16 protein-coding genes and 2 pseudogenes are annotated in these 17879 nt (G+C 65.9%); 8 read left to right on the top strand and 10 right to left on the bottom strand.

All coding sequences use genetic code 11. From position 1 onward, the window contains the following. Positions 1 to 50: 50 nt before the first annotated feature. From H5J25_RS19920 to H5J25_RS19910, 3 genes are read left to right on the top strand one after another with little or no spacing between them, the layout of a single operon-like run. On the top strand, positions 51 to 1502 hold the full coding sequence (locus H5J25_RS19920) for a DNA polymerase Y family protein (protein ID WP_225883610.1): 1452 nt from the start codon (positions 51 to 53) through the stop codon (positions 1500 to 1502). Further along, entirely contained in the window at positions 1499 to 4762 is a 3264-nt protein-coding gene (locus H5J25_RS19915) for an error-prone DNA polymerase (protein ID WP_202096726.1), read from the top strand. Before H5J25_RS19920 ends, H5J25_RS19915 begins: the two co-directional genes overlap by 4 nt. A gap of 3 nt (positions 4763 to 4765) precedes the next feature. Further along, positions 4766 to 5059 carry a hypothetical protein gene (locus tag H5J25_RS19910; RefSeq protein WP_202096725.1) on the top strand — a complete coding sequence of 98 codons (294 nt, stop codon included), beginning with the start codon at positions 4766 to 4768 and terminating at the stop codon, positions 5057 to 5059. 34 nt (positions 5060 to 5093) lie between these two features. Here H5J25_RS19910 and H5J25_RS19905 read toward each other — a convergent pair. Further along, a pseudogene (locus H5J25_RS19905) lies at positions 5094 to 5583 on the bottom strand (SDR family NAD(P)-dependent oxidoreductase); the annotation flags it as partial. A 198-nt stretch (positions 5584 to 5781) separates the two neighbouring features. Between H5J25_RS19905 and H5J25_RS19900 the strand changes: the two are divergent. The 5 genes and pseudogenes from H5J25_RS19900 (at position 5782) to H5J25_RS19880 (ending at position 9345) form a co-directional block, all read left to right on the top strand. Next, the gene (locus H5J25_RS19900) at positions 5782 to 5967 is read left to right on the top strand and encodes a hypothetical protein (protein ID WP_202096724.1); all 186 of its coding nucleotides are present in this window, start codon (positions 5782 to 5784) and stop codon (positions 5965 to 5967) included. 93 nt (positions 5968 to 6060) lie between these two features. Further along, positions 6061 to 6808 (top strand): annotated as a pseudogene (locus H5J25_RS19895) (ZIP family metal transporter); the annotation flags it as partial. Between the two features lie 253 nt (positions 6809 to 7061). Continuing rightward, positions 7062 to 7496 carry a PaaI family thioesterase gene (locus H5J25_RS19890; RefSeq protein WP_202096723.1) on the top strand — a complete coding sequence of 145 codons (435 nt, stop codon included), beginning with the start codon at positions 7062 to 7064 and terminating at the stop codon, positions 7494 to 7496. A 233-nt stretch (positions 7497 to 7729) separates the two neighbouring features. Further along, on the top strand, positions 7730 to 8800 hold the full coding sequence (locus H5J25_RS19885) for a DUF3500 domain-containing protein (RefSeq protein ID WP_202096722.1): 1071 nt from the start codon (positions 7730 to 7732) through the stop codon (positions 8798 to 8800). Further along, a complete protein-coding gene (locus tag H5J25_RS19880; protein WP_202096721.1) occupies positions 8782 to 9345 on the top strand; it encodes a hypothetical protein in 564 nt (187 codons plus the stop codon). The genes H5J25_RS19885 and H5J25_RS19880 overlap by 19 nt, the downstream gene beginning before the upstream one ends. Before the next feature lie 144 nt (positions 9346 to 9489). On the opposite strand, the gene H5J25_RS19875 is transcribed toward H5J25_RS19880, so the two are convergent. The 9 genes from H5J25_RS19875 to H5J25_RS19835 form a co-directional block, all read right to left on the bottom strand. Next, on the bottom strand, positions 9490 to 11691 hold the full coding sequence (locus H5J25_RS19875) for a hybrid sensor histidine kinase/response regulator (RefSeq protein WP_225883609.1): 2202 nt from the start codon (positions 11689 to 11691) through the stop codon (positions 9490 to 9492). 329 nt (positions 11692 to 12020) lie between these two features. After that, positions 12021 to 13106 (bottom strand): catalase family protein, encoded by a 1086-nt coding sequence (locus H5J25_RS19870; protein WP_202096720.1) that lies wholly within the window; start codon positions 13104 to 13106, stop codon positions 12021 to 12023. Between the two features lie 44 nt (positions 13107 to 13150). Continuing rightward, entirely contained in the window at positions 13151 to 14359 is a 1209-nt protein-coding gene (locus H5J25_RS19865) for an alcohol dehydrogenase catalytic domain-containing protein (RefSeq protein WP_202096719.1), read from the bottom strand. Between the two features lie 30 nt (positions 14360 to 14389). Continuing rightward, positions 14390 to 14605 carry a hypothetical protein gene (locus tag H5J25_RS19860; protein WP_202096718.1) on the bottom strand — a complete coding sequence of 72 codons (216 nt, stop codon included), beginning with the start codon at positions 14603 to 14605 and terminating at the stop codon, positions 14390 to 14392. After that, positions 14602 to 15171, bottom strand: coding sequence for a type 1 glutamine amidotransferase domain-containing protein (locus H5J25_RS19855; protein WP_202096717.1), 570 nt, complete (start codon positions 15169 to 15171; stop codon positions 14602 to 14604). The genes H5J25_RS19860 and H5J25_RS19855 overlap by 4 nt, the downstream gene beginning before the upstream one ends. Further along, the gene (locus H5J25_RS19850; RefSeq protein ID WP_202096716.1) at positions 15168 to 15683 is read right to left on the bottom strand and encodes a DUF1440 domain-containing protein; all 516 of its coding nucleotides are present in this window, start codon (positions 15681 to 15683) and stop codon (positions 15168 to 15170) included. Before H5J25_RS19850 ends, H5J25_RS19855 begins: the two co-directional genes overlap by 4 nt. Beyond that, the gene (locus H5J25_RS19845; RefSeq protein WP_202096715.1) at positions 15680 to 16150 is read right to left on the bottom strand and encodes a hypothetical protein; all 471 of its coding nucleotides are present in this window, start codon (positions 16148 to 16150) and stop codon (positions 15680 to 15682) included. Before H5J25_RS19845 ends, H5J25_RS19850 begins: the two co-directional genes overlap by 4 nt. Then, complete coding sequence (locus tag H5J25_RS19840; RefSeq protein ID WP_202096714.1) at positions 16147 to 16761, bottom strand: carboxymuconolactone decarboxylase family protein; 615 nt, start codon at positions 16759 to 16761, stop codon at positions 16147 to 16149. Before H5J25_RS19840 ends, H5J25_RS19845 begins: the two co-directional genes overlap by 4 nt. Then, positions 16761 to 17867 (bottom strand): NAD(P)-dependent alcohol dehydrogenase, encoded by a 1107-nt coding sequence (locus tag H5J25_RS19835; RefSeq protein ID WP_202096713.1) that lies wholly within the window; start codon positions 17865 to 17867, stop codon positions 16761 to 16763. Before H5J25_RS19835 ends, H5J25_RS19840 begins: the two co-directional genes overlap by 1 nt. Positions 17868 to 17879: the final 12 nt, after the last annotated feature.

Here is a 17879-nt window from a genome sequence, read left to right as displayed (position 1 = left end):
ACCCGTTCAAAGGACGCGGCGCGTCGACACGAACCGTGGCTTTGATCCCCGTGACCGCCGTCGCGCACGCGCCGTTGGCTCTGATCGACAAGGTCGGTCGGCGCGAGGAGGTGGTTGCCGCCTGCCCGGCAGCGGTCGGTCTCGGCATCCACGTCGGCATGGCCGCCACCCACGCGCGGGCGCTCGTGTCCGATCTCGACTTCCGCCCCGCGGAGCCCGCCGCCGACGCCGTGCTGCTCGACCGGCTGGCGCTGCTCGCGGTGCGGCGCTGGTCGCCGATCGCCGCCGTGTCGCCGCACGACGGACTGTGGCTCGATCTCGCCGGCTGCGATCACCTGCACGGCGGCGAGGAGCGCTTCTGCCGGCGGCTGCTCGCTTTCTGCGGTCGCGCGGGCTTCACCGGACGGGTCGCGGTCGCCGAGACGCCCGGCGCCGCTCATGCCCTCGCGCGATACGGGCGGGCGGATCTGATCCGTGTCGAGGCGGGGGGCACGGCCGCCGCGATCGCGCCGCTGCCGGTTGCTGCGCTACGGCTCTCGCCCTCCGCGCTGGAAGCCGCGCGCAAGTTCGGCTTCGAGCGGATTGCGGACCTGCTGCCGGTCGCACGCGGGCCGCTGGCTAGGCGCCTCGGTCTCGCGGCGATCACGCGGCTCGATCAGGCGCTCGGCGCGGTGGCCGAGCCGATCACGCCGCGTGACGACCCGGAGGTGCCGATGGCCGAACGGCGGCTGCTCGAACCGATTGGCACGGCGGAGGCAATCGAGCAGGTCATGGCCGATCTGCTTGCGGATCTCGCCGAGGTTCTTCAACGGCGGGGTCTCGGCGCCCGGTCGCTGCGCCTCGTCGGGCTGCGCGTCGACGGTGGCGAGCAGGTGGTGGCGATCGGAACGTCCCGGCCGACGCGCGAGGTCTCGCACCTTCTTCGCCTGATGAAGCTGCGCATCGAGCGGATCGATCCTGGCATGGGACTGGAGCAGTTCCGGCTTGTCGCGCCGCATACCGAGCCGCTCGATGCGGTCGACTTGGGCGCGGTCCTCGCCGGCGACACGCTCGTGCGCGATCCCGCCCGGCTGGTCGACGTCGTCGCCGGACGGATTGGCGCGCGTTCAGTTTACCGGCACGCTCCCGTCGACAGCCATGTGCCGGAACGGGCCGTCACCCGCTCCGACCCGGTGATGGTGCCCGGAACATGGCCCGACTGGCAACGTCCCATCCGCCTGTTCGCGCGTCCCGAGCCGCTGGCGCGGGTGATCGCGCTGCTGCCCGACCAACCGCCGCGTCGCTTCGAGTGGCGGGGGCGGACGCACGCGATCATCGCCGGCGACGGACCCGAGCGCATCCATGGCGAGTGGTGGCGCCGCGATGCTGAGGTCTGGGCGGTGCGGGACTATTACCGCGTCGAGGACGAGCACGGCGGCCGCTACTGGGTGTTCCGCCGCGGCGATGCGGTCGTGGAGGCGACCGGCGATCTCAGCTGGTGGATCCACGGCGTGTTCGCATGACCGACTATGTCGAGCTGCAAATGCTCACCCACTTCTCGCTGCTCCGGGGCGCGTCCAGCCCGGAGGAGCTGTTCGCGGCTGCCGCGCTCCTCGGCTACCCCGCGCTCGGCGTTGGCGACATCGGCACCGTCGCGGGCGTGGTCCGCGCCTGGGAGGCGCAGAAGGCGACCGGCGTGCGCTCGATTGCGGGCGCGCGGGTCGATCTCTCCTGCGGCCGGCGACTGCTCCTCTATCCGACCGATCGTCCCGCCTGGTCGCGGCTCACACGGCTCCTCACCGTAGGCAAGAAGCGGGCAGGGAAGGGCGGGTGCCTTCTCCACTGGCACGATCTCGCGCCCTGGTCAGAGGGGCTGATTGCCATCCTGCTGCCGCACGAGGCGGATGACGAGAACCGTGCCGCGCTCGCCGACCTGAAGACGGTGTTCGGCCGGCGTGGCTACATGGCGCTGTTTCAACGACGGCGACCGAACGACGCGGTCCGTATAGATGCCCTGGCCCGCCAGGCCGGCGAGGCGGGCGTCCGCGCCGTCGTGACCGGCGACGTGCTCTACCACGCGCCCGAGGTTCGCTTGCTTCAGGACGTGGTGACGGCGGTGCGCGAGAAGTGTACGGTTGACGAGCTGGGCTACCGGCGTGAGGTCAACGCCGACCGCGCGCTGAAGCCGCCGTCCGAGATGGTGCGGCGGTTCAGGGCCTATCCCGACGCGCTGCGGGCCAGCGTCGACATCGCCCGCGCCTGCACCTTCGATCTCGGTGAACTCGCCTACCAGTATCCACACGAGCGGCTGGTCGAGGGGCTGACGGCGCAGGAGGCGCTCGAGAAGCTGGCGAACGAGGCGGTCGCCCGCATGTTCGATGGCGCGGTGCCGGCCGCCTATGTCAATCAGATCGCGCACGAGCTGCGGCTCATCGGCGAGCTCGGCTATGCGCCCTACTTCCTCACTGTTTACGCCATCGTCCGCGAGGCGCGCCGCCGCGGCATCCTGTGCCAGGGGCGCGGATCGGCGGCGAACAGCTGCGTCTGCTTCGTGCTCGAGGTCACCTCGATCGATCCGATCAAGCACGAGCTGCTGTTCGAGCGGTTCGTGTCGGGCGAGCGCCGCGAGCCGCCCGACATCGACGTCGACTTCGAGCACGAGCGGCGTGAGGAGATCATCCAGTGGATCTACGAGACCTACGGCCGTGACCGCTCGGCGCTGACCGCGGTCGTGCAGCGCTACCGCGCGCGGGGCGCGGTGCGCGACGTCGGCAAGGCGCTGGGACTGCCCGAAGACCTGACGTCGTCGCTCGCCGGGCTGGTCTGGGGCTGGTCCGCCGAGGGCGTCGGCGAGAAGCAAGTCGAGGAGCTCAACCTCGACATCGCCGACCGGCGTCTCCGGCTGACGCTCGATCTCGCGCGCAAGCTGATCAGGGTGCCCCGCCACATGTCGCAGCACCCCGGTGGGTTCGTCCTGACGCACGACCGGCTCGACGACCTCGTGCCAATCGAGCCCGCCGCCATGGCCGACCGGCAGATCATCGAGTGGGACAAGGACGACATCGACGCGCTCAAGTTCATGAAGGTCGACGTGCTCGGTCTCGGCATGCTCGGCTGCATGAACCGCGCCTTCAACCTGCTGGAGGAGGCCAAGGGCGTGACGGTCGGCATGGCCGACCTCCAGGACGACGATCCCGACGTCTACGCCATGATCCAGAAGGCGGACACGCTCGGCACCTTCCAGATCGAGTCCCGAGCGCAGATGTCGATGCTGCCGCGAATGAAGCCCAGGCGTTTCTACGACCTCGTCATTCAGGTCGCGATCGTGCGGCCGGGACCGATCCAGGGCGACATGGTGCACCCCTATCTCCGCCGTCGCGAGGGGCTGGAGAAGCCTGAATACCCGCGCCCCGAGCTGCGCGCCGTGCTCGAGAAGACGCTCGGCGTGCCGCTCTTCCAGGAGCAGGCGATGAAGGTCGCCATCGTCGGCGCGGGGTTCACGCCGGCCGAGGCCGACCAGCTGCGCCGCGCGATGGCGACGTTCAAGTTTACCGGCGGAGTGAGCCACTTCAGCGAGAAGCTCGTCGAGGGCATGGTGGCGCGCGGCTACCCGCGCGAGTTCGCCGAGCGGACCTTCCGCCAGCTCGAGGGCTTCGGCTCCTACGGCTTCCCCGAGAGCCACGCGGCGAGCTTCGCCAAGATCGCCTACGCGTCGAGCTGGATGAAGCATCATCATCCCGACGTCTTCTGCGCGGCGCTGATGAACGCTTATCCGATGGGCTTCTACGCGCCCGCGCAGATCGTCCGCGATGCCCGCGAGCACGGCGTCGAGGTGCGGCCGCCGTGCATCAACGCCAGCCGCTGGGACTGCACGCTGGAGCCGACCGGCGGGCGCTACCTCGCCGTTCGGCTTGGACTGCGGCAGGTGCGTGGGCTGTCCAACGCGGACGGCGCCGCGATCGTGAGCGCGCGCAGCACGGCGGCATTCGATTCTGTCGAGGATGTGTGGCGGCGCTCGGGAGTCCAGCGAGCCGCGATCGAGAAGCTCGCCGACGCCGACGCCTATCACGGGTTCGGTGCCGACCGCCGTCAGGGATTGTGGAAGGTGAGGGGGCTCGGCGAGGAGCCGCTGCCGTTGTTCGCCGCTGCCGACCGGATCGCCAACGGTGTCAGCATGGAGGGCATCGAGTCCGACGTCGAACTCCAGCCGCTGACCGACGGCCGCGAGGTGATCGAGGACTATCGCACGCTCCAGCTGTCGCTGCGCGCCCATCCGCTGTCGTTCTTGCGCGACGAGCTGTCGCGCCGCGGTGTGACCCGCTGCGCTGACCTCGCCGGCGTCCGCGATGGCCGGCACGTCGAGGTCGCCGGAATTATCCTCGTCCGTCAGAAACCAGGCTCAGCCAAGGGTGTCCTCTTCATCACCATCGAGGACGAAACCGGCATCGCCAACGGCATCCTGTGGCCGGACCGCTTCGAGGCGCAGCGCCGAACCGTCATGTCCGCCTCGATGATCGGTATGAAGGGCAGGGTGCAGAAGGAGGGTGAGGTCATCCACGTCATCTGCGACCGGATCATCGACCACGGCGACCTGCTGACCCAAGTCGGCGCCATGTCGTTCCCGCACCAGACCGGCCGCGGTGACGGTGCGCGTCACGCAGGCTCGCCCGATCGCGGCGACAAAGGTTGGAGCCCTCTTCCCCGCAACTGTTACTGGCCGCCGCACGCCGACGGCATGGATCCCGAGGAGGTCGTGCGGTTTAAGTCGCACGACTTCCGCTGAGCCGTGACGGCACTCCCGCGCGGGCAGCGGATCATCATCGCCCTGTCGATCCACATCCTGCGCTCAGGTGTCGCCCGGTGCGGTGACGAGAAGGTGGACGGTGCCGAGGTGCGCCTGGCGTTGCGCTGCCTGCTGCCGCACTGCCCGGAGCGCTGGCCACTTGAGCTCTACTGGGACGCGGCTCAGCAGGACAACGAGATCGGCAGAGCGCAGGGGGTAACCGCTGCCTTCAACGGGATCGTTAGGCAATTGCGCCGAACGGGCCGGTATGAGGAATCCCTCACAGCTATTCAGTGACCTGAACTTACAAGGAAAACTGGTGGCGAGTGTGTCATATCGCCATGGTCAGCACCGACTCCGAGTCCACGCGCAGCGCCGCACCGTTGGTGAAGCTCGCCCGCTCCGAGCACAGGAACGCCACTGCGGCGGTGACGTCGTCCGCGCGGCCGCGGCGCTTCAGCGTCATGCCGGGCGCTCCTCGGCGAGGAAGCTGTCGATCGCCTCGTCCACGCTGGTGCCCTTCTCCTTCGCACGCTTCTCCATCATCTTTCGGTCATGGGCGTTGCGATGAAGGCGGGCATGACGACGTTGACCAGCACGTTGTCGCAACCGTACGCCTTGGACAGGCCCTTGGTCAGGTACTGAATGCCGGCTTTGGAGGCGCAATAGGGCAGCTCGTCGACAAAGAACTGGACCGCGTCTTCGGAAGAGAACAGCACGATCCGACTCCACTGCCGCGCCCGCATCCCCGAGATCGCCGCGCGGTACATGCGAACGGCGCCCATCAGGTTGATGTTGAGCGTCTCCAGCCAGCCATCGTCGCCAAACCAGCGGTGGCTCAACGTCCTGCACTATGGCGCACCACGGGTCGTGTTCGTACCGCACGCCGCACATCTTCTGACTTATGAGCAGCCCAATATAGTTGCCGGCCTCATCTCTGATGCACGTAGGAAACCATCGCAGTTCCGACGCGCTTAGTCTGCGACACCAACACGGGTGCCGCGATCAGGAGCGAAAGCATGAGCATCGAGGGCAAAGCCAAGGAAGCCGCAGGGTTCGTCAAGGAAGAGCTGAACGAGCATGGCAATTCGCTCGAGGCGAAGCAGAAGGCGCAGGAAGGCCGCGACCTGCGCAACGAGGGCCGGATCGGGGACGGCAAGGACCCCAAGCTGACTGAGCCGGGCACTGGCCACGACGAGAAGTGATGCAAAAGGGTGTCTCCGGCCAAGTTCGGGGGCACCTAAGCTGCTGCCGGTTCCGCGCACGCGAGGTTAAGCTAACGAAATGATGAGATCGGCATGATTGAGGCCGGCCTTTGGGGCTTCGTCGGCGGCTCGGCCCTCATCCTGGGCGCGCTCATCGCATGGTTCGTTCGATTGCCGCAGCGACTGATTGCCGGAGTGATGGCGATCGGATCGGGCGTGCTCATCTCTGCGGTGGCGTTCGACCTCATGGACGAGGCGTTCCGGCAAGGCGGCTTCGACTCCACCGCTGCCGGGTTCGTCGGTGGGGCGCTGGTCTATACATTAGCGAACATCGTTATCTCGCGGCGCGGCGCGCGCCATCGCAAGCGTTCCGGCTCGAACGACAATGAGAGCCAGCCTGATGCGGATAGCGGTGGCGGCCTTGCGATCGCTGTCGGTGCGCTGCTGGACGGGATACCCGAGTCGGTGGTGATCGGCGTCAGCCTGCTCGGCGGCAGCGGCGTCAGCACCGTGACCGTTGCTGCCATCTTCGTCTCGAACGTGCCCGAAGGCCTCTCCAGCGCGGCGGGCATGAAGAAAGCTGGACGCAGCGCTCGGTACGTGTTCGGCGTTTGGACCGCCATCGCGCTCGCCTCCGGGCTTGCTGCAATGCTAGGCAATGTCGCGCTGGCGAGCGCCGGTCCGGAGGTGATCGCCGCCGTGACTGCGGTCGCGGCGGGCGCGATCCCTTGCCATGCTGGTCGACACGATGATCCCCGAGGCGACGGAAGCGACGCACGACTACAGTGGGATGATCGCGGTGATCGGCTTTCTCCTCGCCTTCATTCTCACGAAGTCGGGGGATGACCTTCTCTTCAAGGGTAATCCAGAAGCTGATGACGTCCTCAATTCATCATCGCACTTGGGGAGGGCGGCGGTGCGCCGAAAGGCACCTTGCTCTATTAATCGGCTACGGCCGCTGAGATGAACGAAGGGCTGAATGGGGGAGGCGTAAGTCAGCCGCGGATGGCCGGAACTGGGTCGTCGTGGCAGGCGGGTAGGGTGGCTGCTCTCGCCCATTTGCAGACATTCACTCTTGCTGTCAGTCTACCTGCATGACGTTGCAGACGACCTCAGCCGAACGGGTGCGCACGAGCTTCGATAAGCAGGGCATGCTCCGCGCAATCGGCGCCACGTTGACCGACGTGCGGCCGGGCAGCGTCACCATCGAACTCCGGCCCGGTCCCTCGAACAGGCAGCAGCACGGTTACGTCCATGCTGGCGCTGTGAGCGCGATCGCGGACACCGCCGCTGGATACGCCGCTCAGACGCTGATGCCCGAGGGGCGCACCGTTCTGACGACCGAGTTTAAGATCAATCTGCTTGCACCCGCCGTTGGCGACAGACTGGTTGCCACCGGCGAGGTCATTAAAGCGGGCCGGACACTGACCGTCGCGCAATCGAAGGTTTACGCACTATCGGGTGAGAACCAGAGGCTGATCGCGTTGCTAAGTGCAACGCTGATCGCGGTTGATCACGTTGAAGATTGAACGCTCAGTTTCCCTACAGAAGCGACACCCAGCCACCTAGGATCGGCGTGACTGGCCCGCTATCCGAGGTAAACGAACGGCAGAAAGCGGGAGGCGGTCTGCCAGTGTCGAATGACCGCTTCTGGGTCCGACCAGCCGCGAGACGGCGTCCGCATATCTGCGAGTTGCGCTAAATGATTGGACCGGTTCTGATAACACGGCTTGCGGTCAGCGCATCCGTCAGGAAAAGTCTGATGATGAAGCGTCGTCAGTTCTTTCCCTTTATTACCGCATTTGCCATGCTTTCTGCCTGCGGCAGAGGCGGTCCGCCCGTTTCCACACCCGTCGGTGACGGCGCGCCGGGATCGTTGATCCACTCGGAAGCGCCTGACGATCAATCGCGCCGCATCGTCACGGCAGCGCAGGAATTTCTGAGCAGCCTCGATGCGTCGCAGCGAAAGGCCGTGCTGTTTCCGTTTTCAGATGGGGCGCAGCGGGTGAAATGGTCCAACTTTCCAACTGGCTTCGTGCCACGTGCGGGCGTGCCCTGGGGCAAGTTGACGGCGCTCCAGCGCGGCCGCCTGACTGCGCTGCTGCGGGCGGTGCTGAGTCCGCAAGGCATGGAGATGGTCATCGAGCAGATGCAAGCCGACGACATCCTTGCTCGCAAAGAGCCCGCGATGTTCGGAGCAGATCGCTACTTCGTCAGCATGGTTGGCATGCCGTCGCTCGACCGTGTCTGGACGCTCCAGTTCGGAGGACATCACCTGGCGATCAACGCTACCGTGGCGGGGCCGCACGTCACGTTGTCGCCTAGCCTCACCGGCGGCGAACCGCTGAAGTTCATCCGCAACGGCAGGCGCATCTACATTGTCGAGAACGAGGTCCTCCAGGCGCAGGCGCTGATGCGGGCATTGACGCCCGGTCAGAGAAAATTGGCAGTCCGCTCAACGCAGAAAATCGATCTCGTGCTTGGTCCTGGTCATGATGGCCAGGTACTCCAGCCCGAAGGCCTGCCGGGCAGTGCGATGACCCCGGTGCAGAAGCAGCAATTCCTTCGGCTGATCGAAGCGCGGCTCGACTTCCTCAACGCGGACGATCTGGCTCCGCAGGTGGCTGCAATACGCGCGACGCTGGACCAGACCTATTTCGGTTGGTGGGGAGCGACATCGCCGCTCGGTGCTGCCTACTACCGCATCACAGGTCCGCGCGTGCTGATCGAATTCTCGCCGCAGGACATGGACGGCGACGCCACCAATCACGCGCACAACATGTTCCGCGATCCGACAAATGAATATGGCTCGGCATGGACGAAGCTACGTTGAAGGCGCTCCGAACGACGCTGGCGCTGACAGCGGCAATGGTGACTGGTGCGGTCTCTGCCCACCCGGTGCACGAGGTCGTGCAGAACGCCTATCTGACCTTATCGCCGGGTAAGGTCGGGTTAGAGCTGGAGTTGACCGCTGGACCGCAGGTCGCCGGCCGGCTTATCCGCGCGCTCGACCGCAATGGCGATAAGCAGATCAGCCCCGCCGAGGCACATGCATTCGCCGGCCGCGTGCTCGCGCAATCCCGGCTTACGATCGACCGCCGCCCGCTCGTGATCCGGACCTTGTCCGTCGATGTGCCCTCCTACGCCGCGCTGCTTGGCGCGCATGGCACGATCCGGATCGTCGCGGTTGCGGCGCGGCCAACTCAGCGCGGGGGAGCGACGCTGGCGTATCAGAATGGCTATAGCCCGGCGGAAAGCCGCTGCGATGCCAATATCTTCGTCAAGCCGGGGAGGCGGGTGGCCGATCGCATAGAGGGTCAGGACCATAGCCCGGACGGACGAGCTTTGATCGTCCGCTACGTGAATGCGACCCGCTAAAGGCGGCGGCCGAACCTCCGGCCATCCGCAGCTATGGCCAACCCCTTGTCTGCGACCAAAGCCTGCGTTCCGACGCCGTTCGACCTGCGAGCAACGCCTTCCGAACGTCGCTGGATCGGCATCCTGCATGTTTCGCGAGCGGGCCTACCCAGCCGTTCCACTACGCATCATATCCGAGACCTTCGACGTCAGCGCCTGGATCGTAAACGGCTTGGTCAGCAATTCCATGCCCGGCTCGAGATGGCCATTACCAACCGCTGCGTTCTCTGCATAGCCGGTGATGAAGAGGACCTTGAGCCCGGGTCGCAAAGCGCGTGCCGCATCCGCGACCTGCCGGCCGTTCATCCCATTGGGAAGGCCAACGTCGGTGATCAGCAACTCGATCTTCGCCCCCGACTGCAGCACCTTGAGCCCGGCAGCGCCGTCCGCCGCACCGATCACGGTGTAGCCCTGCTCGTCGAGCACTTCGTCGATGAGGTGGCGGATAGTGGCTTCGTCATCGACCACGAGGATCGTCTCGCCCGCAGCGGCGGCGGCGCTGGCAATCGCCTCCTCTTCTTCCAGCAACAGGGCATCGCCCGCGTAACGGGGCAGATAGATGCAGATCGTCGTGCCTTGATCGATCTCGGAATAGATTCGTACCTGCCCATGCGACTGGCGAGCGAAGCCGTAGATCATCGAAAGGCCAAGACCTGTGCCCTGCCCGATCGCCTTGGTCGTGTAGAACGGTTCGAACGCCCGGTCGATCGTCTCCGCGCTCATGCCGGTCCCTGTGTCCGACACGCAGATGGAGAGATACTGTCCCGGCGGCAGATCGCGCTCGCGCGCCGCCCGCTGGTCCAGCCACTTGTTTGCCGTCTCGATCGTGATCCGTCCGCCATTCGGCATCGCGTCTCGCGCGTTGATGCACAAATTGAGGATCGCGCTTTCCAGCTGCGTCCCGTCGATCATTGCAGGCCAAAGTCCCGCGGCGCCCACCGTCTCCACGTCGGTCAGCGGACCGACCGTGCGACGGAGAAGATCCTCCATGCCGAGGATCAGCCTGTTTACATCCGTCGGGCGAGGATCGAGGGTCTGCCGCCTGGAGAAAGCGAGAAGGCGCTGCGTCAATGCGGCGGCGCGCCGGCCAGCCCCCTGTGCCGCGACAATGAAGCGCTCGGCGTCGTCGAGCTTGCCGCGGGTGAGCCGCATCTGGAGCAGTTCGAGGTTGCCCATCACGCCGGTGAGGAGATTGTTGAAGTCGTGCGCAAGCCCACCGGTCAATTGGCCCACGGCTTCCATCTTCTGCGCCTGGCGCAGCTGCGCTTCGGTCGCGACGAGCGCCTCAGCGGCAGCCTTCTCCTCGGTCGCGTCGCGTCCGACCGCGATGATCTGGCCGTCGCCAGGGCCCGCGTTCCAGACGATGTCTCGGTAGCTGCCGTCCTTGTGTCGATAACGGTTCTCGAACCGCGCGTAGGCCACGCCGGACGCGATGCCAGCTGCACCAGAGACAGTGTGGTGAAGGTCGTCCGGATGGATCAAGGAGAAGAGGGGGCGACCGACAAGCTCGCTTTCCGACCATCCCAGTATCCGCGTCCAGGCCGGGTTCACCGCTTGGATACTGCCGTCGAAGCCGGCGATGAGCATGAGATCGGAACTGAGTTGCCATAGGCGATTACGGTCCGCGGTCCGTTCAGTCACCTGCTGTTCGAGGTTGGCGTTCAGGCGCTCGAGATCCTTCTGCGCCTGCCAGCGGGCGGTTTCGTTACGGGCGATCTTGATGAAACCGCGTTCCTGTCCCTGCGCGTCGATGGGAAGGGGGTGGACCGACCCGTTCAGGAATACACGCGTCCCGTCCTTTCTCAGATGCCAGCGCTCGTCGTCGGCGCACCCTTGTCGCGCCGCATTGGCGATCTCGCGGATGTCCGCACGATCGGCACGGTCCTCGTCGGTGAAGATCATCGAGGCGGGCTGGCCGATGGCGTCTTCCGCGGTCCACCCCAGGACCGCCTCGGCACCGGCGGACCAGGTGTTGATGACGCCGCCGGCATCGGTCGTGAAGATGACGTGGTCGCGCGCGCCTTCGACGACCAGGCGCAGGCGTTCCTCGCTGCCCCGCAGAGCCGCATCCGCCAGAACGCGCTCGGTCGTCTCGTTCGTCAGGATGAACAGCCCCGCAACCTCTCCGCGCGCGTCCAGAACGCGCGAATAGGAGAAAGTGAACCAGGTGTCCGCCTGACCTCGGTCCGTGTCGAGCGTCCAGGGCAGGTCGGTGAAGCGCTGGCTGCGACCAGCGAAGGCGTCGTCGATGATCGGCTTCGCCTGCGCCCAGGCGTCCGCCCAGACGACATGGAACGGGGCACCCATCGCCCAAGACAGGCGGGGTCCAAGCAGTGGGAAGTACGTCTCGTTGAAAAAAAGGTGAGCTCGTTGGTGCCCCACGCCAGGATCATGGACTCAGGCGAGTTCAGAATGGTGCTCAGATTTGATTTTAGGATGTCCGGCCAGGTTGCCGGCTGTCCTAGCGGGTGGGAAGACCAATCACGCTCCACGATCAGGCGCGTCGCTTCGCCCCCGCCAGCAAGGAAGCGGAGCTCGGCTGGTAGCGAGGAAGGGTCACGGAAAGCGTCGGAAATCATGGTCCTCAATTGTTCGTTCGTTTTCGCCAAGCGCGGCTATTCCGCTCTGAAAGGCAATTACGCGGGTATCTGATCGATTATAGCCGTATTCTGCTCGTCGATGCCGTTTTCACGATGGCGAAACGCGCTCAGCGCCCGATATACCTGCAGACGGGCACGCATCACGCCGCCGAGCGGACGGTGCGCGGCGAGGCTGTGTGCTGGCCGGAAGGTCATCACCTCGTCGAAGTAGCGCACCCGCTCCGCGCCATAGGCCGCTTGCCGCGGCAGGCGGATGGTAGCGACGGTGCGATACTCGCTGTCCTGCGCTGGCCACTCTACGGAAGTGTCCTCAATCGGCTGTGTCTCGGCATTAGCCCAAAGTTGGGCACGCAGTTCAAAGACCGCGTCATGCTCGTCGAAATAGGCGATCGCAGCGTGCCGGAAGCCGTCCTCGTCCTCGTGCGGATTGAGCTGCCAATCGTCGAGCGCGAGCTGTTCTGGCGCGACCGGGAAGGCCCCCAGCTTTGCGACATAGTCGCCGTAGCGGACCGGGCATTGGCTGAAATAATAGTCATCGAGCGGGTAACTGTAGGGATGGCCGTAAAAGTCGAGCGTCGGGCTGGGACCGCCAGCGACTGCGTTGAGCACCTTGTTGATGTTGCGCGCGATCGAGGAAGCGGCGCTCTTCACGCCTTCGGGCATCGGCGTCGTCAGGCCGATCTTCTTGGCCTGGCTTAGGAAGCCCGCCGGGGTGCCTCCCGGGAAGGTCGGGCCACTGGCAAAGACGAAGTCCTGCGTCGGCGCATCGTGGCCGGGCAGCTTCTCGCCCTCGACCCCGAACACCTTGATCGCCATGCCGCGATGAGTGGACACGCGGTCGCCAAGGTTCTCGCCGGGACCCTGCGCGAAGCGGACGGCGACCTGGAAGGTGCCGGCCTGCGCGAACAGCCCCTGAGCCAGTTCGCGCGGCAGGTCATCGGCGACCGTCAACTCGCCGATGACACAGGCGGTGCTCTTGGCATGGCTGGCGCGGACCGCATGGCCTTCGCGTTTTTCGACGGTCCGGCTCTCCTGGGTCATACCCTTGATGATGCCGTCGATCGACTCCTGCTCGTTCTCCTCAGGGGTCTCGATGTCGTCGCTGTAGCGCAGATAGGTCATGCTTGGTCTCCGGGGGGCAAGCGGTATGTAATGGACAATGCCGGTCAGCTGGTAGGTTCGAGCTCGACCTTCAGCCAGCCGGGCTGGCGCTCGTCGAACGCCTTGTAGGCGTCGATCGCGCCGGTCATCGGCTCGGTCTGGCTCAGGATCGCGACGGGATCGAGCCGACCGCTCGCGACGTGGTCGAGGAGCACGTCGTAGTAACGCCGATGGTTGGCGTTCCCCATCCTGAGCGTGACGTTCTTGTTCATCGCCATGCCAATCGGGAACACGCGGTCGGTCGGCGGATATACGCCGATGATCGCGATCGTGCCCGCCTTGGCGACGCACTCCACCGCCCAGTCGAGCACTTGGCTGGGATTGTCGCCGGCCTGAAATACGGACGCGAACTTCCGCGCGGCCGGCTCGATCGCATATTGCTCGACCAATTCCTTGGCCTTGCCGAGCAGACCCGGCTCGCTCGGTCCGGCATGAGCGTGTTGCGCATCGACCCCGACGGCATCGATCACCCGCCTCGCGCCGTCGGCGTTCGTCAGCTTCAGCACGGCGTCGGGGACGTCTACCTCATCAAAGTTGATCGTCTCGGCACCCAGTGCGCGTGCCTTGGCGAGGCGATCGGACAGCCGGTCGACCGCGATCACGCGTCCGCCCATTAGCTTGGCGGACGCGATCGTAAGCAGGCCCACGGGGCCGCAGCCGAAGACGAGAACATGGTCACCGTCCTCGATTTCCGCGAGGTCCGCACCGAACCATGCGGTCGGTAGAATGTCGCTCATCAGGATCGCCTGATCGTCGCTGATCACGTCCAGGATCGGTACGAGGTTGACATCGGCCCAGGCGCAACGGGCCTTCTCAGCCTGCAGGCCCTTGTAGCCACCGCCCCCTTCCGGTCCGCCGTAAAAGGCGGTGCCCGCACGCTTGCCGAGCGGATTGGCGACGTCGCACTGGGCGAAAAAGCCCTTCTTGCAGAACTGGCATTCGCCGCAGCCGATGGTGGACGGGATGATGACCCGCTGCCCGACCTTGATGTCGCGCACCTCGGATCCGACCGCCTCGACCACGCCGACGCCCTCGTGCCCCAGGATCTGCCCCTTCTTCATGCCGCTGAAAGTGCCGCGAACGAAGTGGAGGTCGGTACCGCAGATCGCCGACGCGGTCAGACGCACGATGGCGTCCTTCGGCTGTTCGATGACGGGTTCGGGCACATCGTCGATGCGGATGTCACCGATGGCGTGGAAGACGACGGCTTTCATGGATTGCTCCTGGCGATAATCAGATCGGGATCAGCGACGCGGCTCGACCGCCGTGCAGCAGAACGCCACCGATCGAACGACATCGCCGTCCGTCTTGGGCGTGAACGACGCCGCGTTCGCGAGCGTCGACGCGGCGGCATGTTCCTCGTCGGGGCTGTCGACCGGCAGCATATACGTCGCGACCGTCTCGCCGCTGGCAGGATCGAAGACGCGGATGGTGCAGGCGAACGGCTTGAGGTCTGTCACGCGCTCGCCGCCTGTCCGGCATGCTTGCCCTCGCAGAACTCCTCGACCAGCTTGGCACAGAAGGCAGGAAGATCGTCGGGGTTCCGGCTGGTGACGAGACCCTGGTCGACCACGACTTCCTCGTCGACCCAGGTGCCACCCGCATTGCGGATGTCCGTCTGCAGCGTCGGGAAGGAAGTGAGCTTGCGGCCCTCGACCTCGTCGGCCTCAATCAGCACCCACGGTGCGTGGCAGATCGCCGCGACCGGCTTGCCCGCAGTAAAGAAGTCGCGGACGAACCCGACAACATCCTTGGATCCGCGCAGCTTGTCTGCCCCGACGGAGCCGCCGGGGATGACGAGCGCGTCGAAGTCGGCCGCCGAGACGTCACCGATCGCCTTGTCGACCTGGAAGGTTGCGCCCGGATCGAGGTCGTTGTTGACCGACTGCGCGTCGTCGGTGCCGAGGCTGATGACGGTCACCGTTCCGCCGGCCTCTTCCACCGCCGCCTTGGGCTTGGCGAACTCGGGCTCTTCCGTGCCGCGAGGCGCGATCAGGATCGCGATCTTCTTTCCGTCGAGCTTCATGAGCCGGTCTCCAATGATGGGGTTAGGGTGCCGGCGACCTGCCGGCGTACGATCTCGGTCGTTCCGCCGAAGACGAGGTGGGACGCGTAGGCGTAGAGCGTGGTCGAGAGCGGCGCCTTCCACGGCGCATCACCGAGCCCGACTGCCGGAACAGCCGTTTCGTCAAGCAACGTCGCGGTGCCCAGCCCGAAGCCGGTTCCGTAGCCGGCGGTCACGGCTGGTCGGAACTCGGCGGCGATGCCGTAGGCAAGGCCGAGCCCGATCCCGAGTGCGTAGTGGATGCTTTGTCCGGCGAGCGGCTTGGCGGCCTCCGGCACCTCGTGCCCGATCGTGGCCGTGGCGATGGCGTCCGCCGCCTTCTCCGTCGCGGGTTCATCCTCGCCACCGTCGGGCGGGAGCAGCGACGACGCGGCTGCCTGGAATCGATCCATCGCGAACGAGGCGACGGCACCGGCGATCAAGCCGGCGACGGCCCCACGCGCGATCCGGGCGGGGGTGGACAGGTCGCTCATGCCGATGTCCTTGATGCCAGCTTGGCGCCTGCCGCAGTGGCAAGGCCGAAGGCGATGTGGATTGCGGTATGCATACCGATCGTCTTGCCGCCCGAGCGCCATTCTGGCTGCTTGACGCCTAGAAGCGGGCCGGTGAGCCAGTGCGCCAAGCCGTAGAAGGCAAGTCCGAAGGCGACGCCGCTCGGCACGACACCGGTGTCCTCGTCTGTCGCCGCAGCATAGGCGACGCCAGCCAGTGCCGACAGCAGCAGGTGCCCGCCCTGCACCACCGCCTGCTCCTGCGCATCTGGCGGGCGCTCGCCGGCGGGCACATGATGTACACCCAGCTGATGCGCGGAAGCTCGGCCGAGGTCGGTGAGTTCGGACGCCTTCCGCGTCTTCTTCTCCTGCGCCATCATCATCGCGGTGAGGCCGAGCCCCGCCACTAGCGCACCCGCGACCGCACCCGCCGTTCGCTTGCCGTTCATGGCCGCCCTCCCGCCGTTTCTTCCTGGGGATCGTCGGGCAGGCCTTCCTCGCGACCGGGCACCGACATGTCGTAGGCATTGAGCAGCAGCGAGACGAGGCAGTAACCGCCGACCAGATAGATCAGCTCGGCGGTCTGCTCCTCGCCGAACGCCCGTACGGCGCGATCATAGGTGGAGGCGGGAAGTTGCCGCCGGCCGGCGAGCACCGCCGCGACATCGTAGGCGGCGGCTTCCTCCTCGGTCAGGTCGGCAGGGCGCTGGCCGGCAGCGATCGCCGCTACCTTCTCCGGCGACAGTCCGGCGGCCTCACCGACCCGCTCGTGCGCATACAGTTCGTAGCGCGAGTTGAACGCAGCGCCCGTCACCAGGATCGCCACTTCGTGCGCGGGCTTCGGCAGCTTGGAATTGTCGATCAGCGCCTTGGTGTAGGTCCAGGCTGCGCGGCCGAACGCGGGGAAGCGCAGCATGGGGGCGAACGGCCCGACTAGCGCTCCGTCCCGCCGCTTCGACACGAACCCCTTCAGATGCTCCGAGATGTATCCGGCCATCTCGTCGTTGAACGCGCGCAGGTCGTCCGGCATCTCCGCCGGCGGGAACGGAGGCGCGCGCATCAGGCCACCTCGTCCATCTCGCGTTTCAGCGAGGCCATGTCGATGACGTAGCGGAAGCGGACGTCCTCGTTCTTCACCTTCTTGTAGGCGTCGTTGACGTCCTGGATGGGGATCACCTGCACGTCGGGCGCCACATTGTGCTCGGCGCAGAAGTCGAGCACGTCCTGCGTCTCCTTGATCGAGCCAATCAGCGATCCCGCCAGCGTGCGGCGGTGCATGATCAGTTCCTGGTTGTTGTACTTGGGCTGCTCGTTGAGCGCGCCCACCGCGCAGAAGGTCGCGTTGCGCTTCAGGAGCGTGATGAACGGGTCGACCTCGTGCTTCTCGGGCACCGTCGAGAGAATGAAGTCGAAGGTGAGCTCGAGGTCCTTGTAGGCCTGCTTGTCGCCCTCCACGACGACCTGCGTCGCGCCGAGCGCCTTGGCGGCTTCAATCTTGTCCTTGTCGGTGGTGAACACCGTCACTTCGGCACCCATCGCCTTGGCGAGCTTCACCGCCATGTGGCCAAGACCGCCGAGGCCCACGATGCCGACCTTGTCGCCCGCCTTTACGCCCCAGTGGCGCATCGGCGAGAAGGTGGTGACACCCGCACACAGGATCGGTGCGGCCGCCTCGACCGGAATGCTCTCAGGCACCCGGAGGACAAAATCCTCCGGCACGACGATCACGTTCGAGTAGCCGCCAAATGTATTGTCCTCGGCGTAGGTGTTGACCCCGTCGTCGGTCTGCGCGGCGGGTTTCATCGGACCGTTGTAGGTAGCGAGCCAGCTGTTGTGGCCCTCGCAGTGATGCTCGTCGCCCTCACGGCAAGGCTCGCAACTCCTGCAGCTGTCGATCATGCAACCGACGCCGACCAGGTCGCCGACCTTGTGCCTCGTCACCGATCCGCCTGCGGCGGATACCCGCCCCACGATCTCGTGGCCGGGCATGCACGGGTAGACGGTGTTGCCCCAGTCATTCTCGACCTGGTGGATGTCCGAGTGGCAGACGCCGCAGTAGAGCACGTCGAGCTGAACCTCGTTGGCCTTGGGCGCTGGCCGGTCGAACTCGAGCGGCTTCAAGCGGCTGAAGGAATGCTTGGCTGCGTAACCGAGAGCCTTGGTCATACTAGTTCCTTA

Origin of the sequence: Sphingomonas aliaeris, from assembly GCF_016743815.1 — a bacterium.
GTDB lineage: Bacteria > Pseudomonadota > Alphaproteobacteria > Sphingomonadales > Sphingomonadaceae > Sphingomonas > Sphingomonas aliaeris.
Note: the sequence above shows the minus strand (reverse complement) of the source record. Positions and strands in the feature narration are given on the sequence as shown.

Excerpts from the sequence above, each read along its gene's own strand:
- H5J25_RS19915 (WP_202096726.1), top strand. The coding sequence starts at position 1,499 with ATGACCGACTATGTCGAGCTGCAAATGCTCACCCACTTCTCGCTGCTC.
- H5J25_RS19900 (WP_202096724.1), top strand. The coding sequence starts at position 5,782 with ATGAGCATCGAGGGCAAAGCCAAGGAAGCCGCAGGGTTCGTCAAGGAA.
- H5J25_RS19890 (WP_202096723.1), top strand. The coding sequence starts at position 7,062 with ATGACGTTGCAGACGACCTCAGCCGAACGGGTGCGCACGAGCTTCGAT.
- H5J25_RS19885 (WP_202096722.1), top strand. The coding sequence starts at position 7,730 with ATGATGAAGCGTCGTCAGTTCTTTCCCTTTATTACCGCATTTGCCATG.
- H5J25_RS19880 (WP_202096721.1), top strand. The coding sequence starts at position 8,782 with ATGGACGAAGCTACGTTGAAGGCGCTCCGAACGACGCTGGCGCTGACA.
- H5J25_RS19875 (WP_225883609.1), bottom strand. The coding sequence starts at position 11,691 with ATGGGTGCCCCGTTCCATGTCGTCTGGGCGGACGCCTGGGCGCAGGCG.
- H5J25_RS19870 (WP_202096720.1), bottom strand. The coding sequence starts at position 13,106 with ATGACCTATCTGCGCTACAGCGACGACATCGAGACCCCTGAGGAGAAC.
- H5J25_RS19865 (WP_202096719.1), bottom strand. The coding sequence starts at position 14,359 with ATGAAAGCCGTCGTCTTCCACGCCATCGGTGACATCCGCATCGACGAT.
- H5J25_RS19855 (WP_202096717.1), bottom strand. The coding sequence starts at position 15,171 with ATGAAGCTCGACGGAAAGAAGATCGCGATCCTGATCGCGCCTCGCGGC.
- H5J25_RS19850 (WP_202096716.1), bottom strand. The coding sequence starts at position 15,683 with ATGAGCGACCTGTCCACCCCCGCCCGGATCGCGCGTGGGGCCGTCGCC.
- H5J25_RS19845 (WP_202096715.1), bottom strand. The coding sequence starts at position 16,150 with ATGAACGGCAAGCGAACGGCGGGTGCGGTCGCGGGTGCGCTAGTGGCG.
- H5J25_RS19840 (WP_202096714.1), bottom strand. The coding sequence starts at position 16,761 with ATGCGCGCGCCTCCGTTCCCGCCGGCGGAGATGCCGGACGACCTGCGC.
- H5J25_RS19835 (WP_202096713.1), bottom strand. The coding sequence starts at position 17,867 with ATGACCAAGGCTCTCGGTTACGCAGCCAAGCATTCCTTCAGCCGCTTG.